Annotated in this window: 6 protein-coding genes; 3 read left to right on the top strand and 3 right to left on the bottom strand. The window is 42.1% G+C overall.

Features of this window, described 5'->3' with window-relative positions; translation table 11 throughout:
• Positions 1-20: 20 nt before the first annotated feature.
• Entirely contained in the window at positions 21-584 is a 564-nt protein-coding gene (locus tag ACFE90_RS11950; protein ID WP_375500697.1) for a tetratricopeptide repeat protein, read from the bottom strand.
• A gap of 170 nt (positions 585-754) precedes the next feature.
• Here ACFE90_RS11950 and ACFE90_RS11945 point away from each other — a divergent pair, with 170 nt between their 5' ends.
• The 3 genes from ACFE90_RS11945 (at position 755) to ACFE90_RS11935 (ending at position 3,156) form a co-directional block, all read left to right on the top strand.
• Positions 755-1,543 carry an SDR family oxidoreductase gene (locus ACFE90_RS11945; RefSeq protein WP_375500695.1) on the top strand — a complete coding sequence of 263 codons (789 nt, stop codon included), beginning with the start codon at positions 755-757 and terminating at the stop codon, positions 1,541-1,543.
• Between the two features lie 94 nt (positions 1,544-1,637).
• Positions 1,638-2,357: a rhomboid family intramembrane serine protease gene (locus ACFE90_RS11940; protein ID WP_375500693.1), complete on the top strand. Its 720-nt coding sequence runs from the start codon at positions 1,638-1,640 to the stop codon at positions 2,355-2,357.
• A gap of 115 nt (positions 2,358-2,472) precedes the next feature.
• Positions 2,473-3,156: a rhomboid family intramembrane serine protease gene (locus ACFE90_RS11935; protein WP_375500691.1), complete on the top strand. Its 684-nt coding sequence runs from the start codon at positions 2,473-2,475 to the stop codon at positions 3,154-3,156.
• Between the two features lie 150 nt (positions 3,157-3,306).
• Here ACFE90_RS11935 and ACFE90_RS11930 read toward each other — a convergent pair whose 3' ends face one another.
• Together ACFE90_RS11930 and ACFE90_RS11925 are read right to left on the bottom strand one after the other, a co-directional pair.
• On the bottom strand, positions 3,307-5,481 hold the full coding sequence (locus tag ACFE90_RS11930; protein ID WP_375500689.1) for a GumC family protein: 2,175 nt from the start codon (positions 5,479-5,481) through the stop codon (positions 3,307-3,309).
• Between the two features lie 124 nt (positions 5,482-5,605).
• On the bottom strand, positions 5,606-6,379 hold a 774-nt coding region (locus tag ACFE90_RS11925; RefSeq protein WP_375500687.1), incomplete at its 5' end, for a polysaccharide biosynthesis/export family protein.

Here is a 6,379-nt window from a genome sequence, read left to right as displayed (position 1 = left end):
CCCGGTTGATGCACTAGCGTTTAGTGTACTCTATCTACCTGCAATCTGCTGTATTCCTGAGCCAAATCAACATTATTCTCAACTTCGTAATATAATCCTAAATAAAGATGACTGTAAAAATTCCCCTTTATCCCTTCTGATTGACCAACAGTTAAAACATCATCTGGTGTACAATCTCCCGCATACAAATCATATACGCGCTGCATAATACGTCGAGGGTCATTTTTCACTGTTAGTAAAGAATTACGCGCCTCTTCAACACCTAACGAACGAGCTATGCAGAGATATCGCCATACTGTTTCTTCTACATCTTGAGCATTCACTGTCAAATCTATCTCAAATTGTTGAGCGCCCTCAGCAAATCTTTCTGCATAATAATACGATAATCCACGTTGCCAAAGGTAAGGTTTAATATTGGCATCCAATTGTTCTGCCATGTCAAAATCTTGAATAGATTCATCAATTTTGGCTAGTTGAAAGTTAACCATGCCTCGGCGAATGTAAGCATTAGGATTTTTCGGCTGATTACGAATGGTTTCGTTCCACCGTTGGAGTTGATTTTGTAGAGAATTTGAAAAAAACATGAGTTTGGCAGTGGGTTTGGTCAGCGATTCAATTGGAATCAGATGCGGTAAATGGTTTAGAGATTGCAATCATCTACATTACGATAAAAGGCGATCGCATTGGACACCTGCAAGATAAACTATTACGTGATTGATAGCTTGAAAATAAAAAATCAGTAGAATTATTACAAATGAGCGATGCCTACGGCGGGCTACGCCCACGCTGGACATTAACAGGAAAGAGAGCATTGGTTACAGGTGCCACTAAAGGCATTGGACTAGCTGTTGCCAATGAGTTCTTATCTCTGGGTGCAGAAGTCACAATCGTGGCACGGAATTCTCAGGATATTGACCAACAACTAATTATCTGGGAACAAGCACAATTGCCTACTTATGGGATTACGGCAGATGTTTCAACCCATGATGGGCGTCAAGTCATCTTTGAGCAGGTTAGCAAAACCTGGGATAAATTAGACATCCTGGTAAATAATGTGGGAACCAATATTAGCAAAAAAGTAGTAGAGTATACAGCCTCTGAGTATGAGTTCATTATCCAGACCAACCAGACATCAATTTTTGAGATGTGCCGTCTGTTTTACCCTCTGCTTCAAAATGGGGAAAACAGCAGCATTGTGAATATAAGTTCTGTTGCAGGTTTAGTCTCTAATCGTACAGGCGCTCCTTATGGTATGACTAAAGCGGCTATAAATCAACTGACGCGATCGCTATCAATTGAATGGGCCTCAGATAATATTAGGGTAAATACCGTAGCACCTTGGGCTATTCGCACGCCTTTAACCGAGTCTGTACTCGATAATCAAGATTTTCTCAAATTAGTTCTATCACAAACACCTATGGGAAGGGTTGGCCAACCCGAAGAAGTCGCGGGTTTAGTGGCATTTCTTTGTATGTCCCCGGCATCTTTCATCACTGGGCAATGTATTACTGTCGATGGTGGATTTTTGGCTTTTGGTTTTTAAATCTCAAAACGAGATCCATCCACGGGGTAGAAGAAACTACTTGTAGAATTCAGTATTGTGATACTACTGTCTTAAAATTCAGGAAAAAACGCCAGTGGTTCCCATTAGAGATAATAATCCGACAAAAATTACGCCTTATGTGACTTATGGACTGATTGCTGCTAATGTCCTCGCTTTTCTTTATGAGGCAAATCTTCCCCCCCAAGCATTAAATGGGTTTCTACACCTTGCGGCTGTAGTTCCACGAGAACTAACTTTAAGCTTTGGTGGTGTCTCTCTACATCAACCAGTGCCAGAGTGGGCAACTTTAATTACCTCACAATTTTTACACGGTGGTTTCTTGCACTTAGCAGGTAATATGCTGTTTCTCTGGATTTTTGGTAACAACGTTGAAGATAAGTTAGGTCATGCCAAATATTTGTTGTTCTATTTATCTTGCGGTGTTTTGGCATCCTTGACCCAGTGGTTCTTCGCTCAAGATTCTAGCATTCCTTCCTTGGGTGCAAGTGGTGCGATCGCAGGCGTTTTAGGAGCCTACATTCTCCGCTTTCCCAACGCCGAAGTTCTGGGCATAGTGCCTTTAGGGTTTTTCTTTCCGACTTTCCGCGTCCCGGCATATTTCTTTTTGGGATTTTGGTTTCTTGAACAAGCCTTCTACGGGCTTGCTAGTCTGCAAACACGTACCAACATCGGTATGGAAAGCGGCGGTATTGCCTACTGGGCCCATGCAGGCGGTTTTATCTTTGGAGCAATTCTCGGCCCACTGTTGGGTTTGTTTAACGATAAATCAAAGGAAGAAGCTTGGTATCAGTAATTTTCAGAGTATCATCAGGGCTTTTAATCAGACTAATTAATGAAATTGTTAAGCTTCGCAACTGCTAGCCTTACAAGCTATATTGCAGTTAGTGAATAAATTAGGAAAAACATTTGTGTTTCCCCTCTACGATGAAAATCCGACGCGAGCCACCCCGTATTTCACCTACGGGTTAATTGGCATGAATATTTTAGTTTTTCTTCACGAGGTGAGGCTGTTAAATGCATCGTCAAATATACAATTGAATCAGTTTTTAAGTCAGTATGCAGTAATACCTCAACAGTTAACCACCAATTGGAGTGGAGAGTGGATAACGTTATTTACATCGCAATTTTTACACGGTGGTTGGTGGCACTTAATCTCGAATATGGTGTTTCTCTGGATTTTTGGCAACAATATTGAAGATCGATTGGGTCATGTTAAATATCTGATTTTTTATTTAGCGTGTGGTGCTTTAGCTGCCTTGTGTCAATGGTTTATTGGCATGAATTCTGAGATTCCTTCCTTGGGAGCAAGTGGTGCAATTTCTGGTGTTCTAGGTGCTTACATTATCCGCTTTCCCCAAGCTAGAGTCATGACCTTAGTATTTTTGGGGTTTTTCATCACCACAATCAGAGTGCCAGCACTAGTAATAATTGGACTTTTTATTGTGCAAAATGTAATTTCCGGTCTTGCTACCCTGCAAACAGCCGCTAACATGAGCGTGGAAACTGGTGGAGTTGCTTACTGGGCACACATTGGTGGTTTTGCTTTTGGGATAATTCTTGCTCCCCTATTTGGGTTGTTTAGGCAGGACTAAGTACAAAATTTCCGAAATCATTAGCGAAATAATTGCTACCTATCAATCGTCTGCGTATCCTCTGCGTTGAAATTTCCCCTCTCGATTCACCACAGTTTTACTCAAAGCTGTACTAAGCAATTCAAAACTATTCCCTATTTGGGAAATATATTAATTTTTGTTGGCACTTGCTGAAAGTTCTTCTGATTCTTCTGTTTTAGATGTAAATGTTGATGATTCTACGACTTGTTCAGGTAAAGAAACAATGATATCAGTGCCATTGATAATTGCCCCCAATAATCCCAGTTCCGATTCAACCAGTTGATCAATAGCTTCACCTAACATGTTCTCTTGTGTATAGTGTGGTCGCGCCACAAGTACTATGCCATCGCTGTAGGGTTGGATTAACAAAGGGTCATTAGATATGCTGAGAGAACCCGTATCTAAAATAACCATATCAAAACGTTCCCGCACATCCTCCATCAGCCGACGCATTTCGCTAGATTCAAGAATAGCTGCGGATTGCCGCACAGGGCCAGGGCTGGGTATGATGTATAAATTCTCTACATGAGGAACTAAACGAATACATTCACTTAAGTTAGCGTAATAACGCAGGGGTTCAATAGTGGCGTCAGGGTCAGGAATTACATTCAGTGATGTACAACGGGAAGGCGATCGCAAATCTGTTTCAATAATTAAGGTTCTTTTACCAGCACGAGCTGAAGCTATACCCAAGTTATAAGCACTTGCGGTTTTACCCTCTAGGTTACTGGTGCTAGTAATCAACACCACCTTTAAGGCTTTACCACCAACCCGGCGCAGATTACTACGGACTTTCTCATAAAATTCTAAATAAGGAGAATCAGCAGAAAGTACTACAGGCACTGCATCTTGAGGCAAATCATCAACTGGCATTAAAGGCAATTCTCCCAACAGTGGCACTTCCCGTTGCTTGAGGCTCTCGCGGATATCCTCCCTGGTTTTGAAAGTACCTTCCAGCGCTCCTAACAAGAATATCACCCCGCCACCAATTAACACACCTAATAAACTACCCACAGCAAGGGTAATAGGTACACTCTTGGGGGGTTTTACGTCCGCAGTTGCTGTAGGGCGTCTGGCAATGCTAAGGCTGCTGGTAGTTTCTGCCTCTGCGGTTTTGGCATCGGTTAGCTTCGCCTGCATTTGATCATAGATGGCTTTTTTAAGTCCAACCTCTTGTTCTAAACGCGATCGCTCTAATTGCTTATTGGGTATTAAAGAATACTCTCGCCGTAGTCGCGCTTCTTGTTGGATTTCTTGAGCTAGTTGTTGTTGCAGCGTCTCCTGTTGGGTTTGCAAAGACACCATTTGGTTTGCCAACTGCTGGCGAGCCGGATCTAAGCTACTTTGGGCGCGAATACCTTCAACACTACCCTGAAGCGGAGCCGCCGTTCCATCGCCACCTAATACCTCCCCAGCCCGTTGTTGCAACAATTCCTCAGCAGCTTGTTTCTGACGCAGCAATTGAACCATCGTTGGGTGTTCCGGCCGCAAATCTTTCCTAAGTAAGGCGATTTGCGACTCACTCTGATAAATTTGCGTTCGCAAATTGCCAATAATTGGATCGGCACTCAAAGCAGAAGAAATATAAGCCTGTCCGACTGTTAAGCCTAACTTATTTTGTAAACTCTTAACTTGACCATCAACCCCAGAAATAGTTAATTGAATTTGCCGTTGTAGATTTTGGCTGGCAGTAATAGCGCTTAACAAGCTGCCATTCTCCGCCGCTAATATCGCCGTTCGCTCTATGCGATCGTATTGTTCCAGTTTCTTTTCGGCAATTTGCAATTCCCGTTTAGCTTGTGGTAGGCGCTCATTAATCTTTTCAATAATTGCTTGTAATCGCCCAGTATTGATGTCACTGCTCAACTTAATCATTGATTGCATCAATTCAGTCAAGACCTCTATGGCTCGTTTGGGGTCACTATCTACATATTTCAGTTCAAAGGTACTCGTTTCTAATTCTCCAGTCTTGGCATTTTTTTTAGGTAGAGAAAGGACAATACTTGAACCAAGTTGTTTCGGTTTGATATTTACTTTCTCTGCCACTGTCGCAAGTATCTGGTTTGATAATAAAACATCCTCATTTAGTTCCTTTCCTTGCTGTTGGATTTGACTACCAGTTGCAGAAAAAGAAACTGGTGGACCAGCATAGGTAAGTGCAGCAGATGCTATGTAGTTAGTCCGTGGTTCTGGCTGCATAGCCACTACCGTTGACCCCACTACGACTAAACCAAAACTAGCTAGTCCAATCCACTTGTATTTTTCAAAAGCAATAAGATAGCGTTTAACAATTGGTGGAGTCATGGCAGAGGCATATAGAATCAGTTATTAGTTATCAGTTATCAGTTATCAGCTTTATATTTGTCACCCTCATCTCCTCCTCTTTCACATCCTGTAACAATCAGCAAAGAGGTGAGAGTTACTAATTTTACCTGCCACCGAAGTCGTCAAAAAATCGGAGAAAGGACTGGACATTGAAGAAGGGTTGAGTAATGGTAGTCAAGAAATTAGTAATTTTACCGATGAGGTTCCGACCAACAACCAGAACATCATTATCTTGAAGGGCCACATTTTGAGATGCATCGCCTCCTAGAGCTTTTTTCGCATCAAGTTTCTGGGTAACAGCTTTACCTTGTTCAGGATCAAAGCGAACCAGAGCGATATCTCGGAGATTAGCAGTATCGAGATTTACTCCTCCCAAAGCATCTACAAAAGTACTCCCGTTAGGTAGTGCTTGAATCGAAAGACCTCCCGCAGCGTAGTTTAAAACGCGGATTTTAATCTGTGGTGTAGCTAAGGATGAACGTGCTACCAAATTGCGGTCATAATCGTCATTATTACCAACTTCACGACGGGGAACGAGTATCGCATCTCCGTCTTGTAAGCGTAAATTAGGAATTGAACCGCCATTTTGCAGTGCTGCATATAAATCAATAGTTTGTGAAATCACAGAACCATCGATTAACTTCCGGCGTACTTGCACTTGTCGCAGGTCTGCATTCAAAGTTGAACCACCAGATATTAGTAAGGCATCAGCAACGCGGGGTGTTGTTGAATTAATTGGATAAATTCCTGGTTTAAATATTTCCCCACTAATGGTAACTTGAACTGGTCGCGTTCCTGCCAAAGATACTACTACGATTGGATCGGGTAAAATGCTACTTAAACCCAAGCGAATTTTTTCTTGAGCTTCTTCCAAAGT

This window comes from uncultured Nostoc sp. (genome assembly GCF_964245445.1).
Lineage (GTDB): Bacteria > Cyanobacteriota > Cyanobacteriia > Cyanobacteriales > Nostocaceae > Nostoc.
Note: the sequence above shows the minus strand (reverse complement) of the source record. Positions and strands in the feature narration are given on the sequence as shown.

Coding starts and splice junctions, on each gene's coding strand:
- ACFE90_RS11950 (WP_375500697.1), bottom strand. CDS start 584: ATGTTTTTTTCAAATTCTCTACAAAATCAACTCCAACGGTGGAACGAA.
- ACFE90_RS11945 (WP_375500695.1), top strand. CDS start 755: ATGAGCGATGCCTACGGCGGGCTACGCCCACGCTGGACATTAACAGGA.
- ACFE90_RS11930 (WP_375500689.1), bottom strand. CDS start 5,481: ATGACTCCACCAATTGTTAAACGCTATCTTATTGCTTTTGAAAAATAC.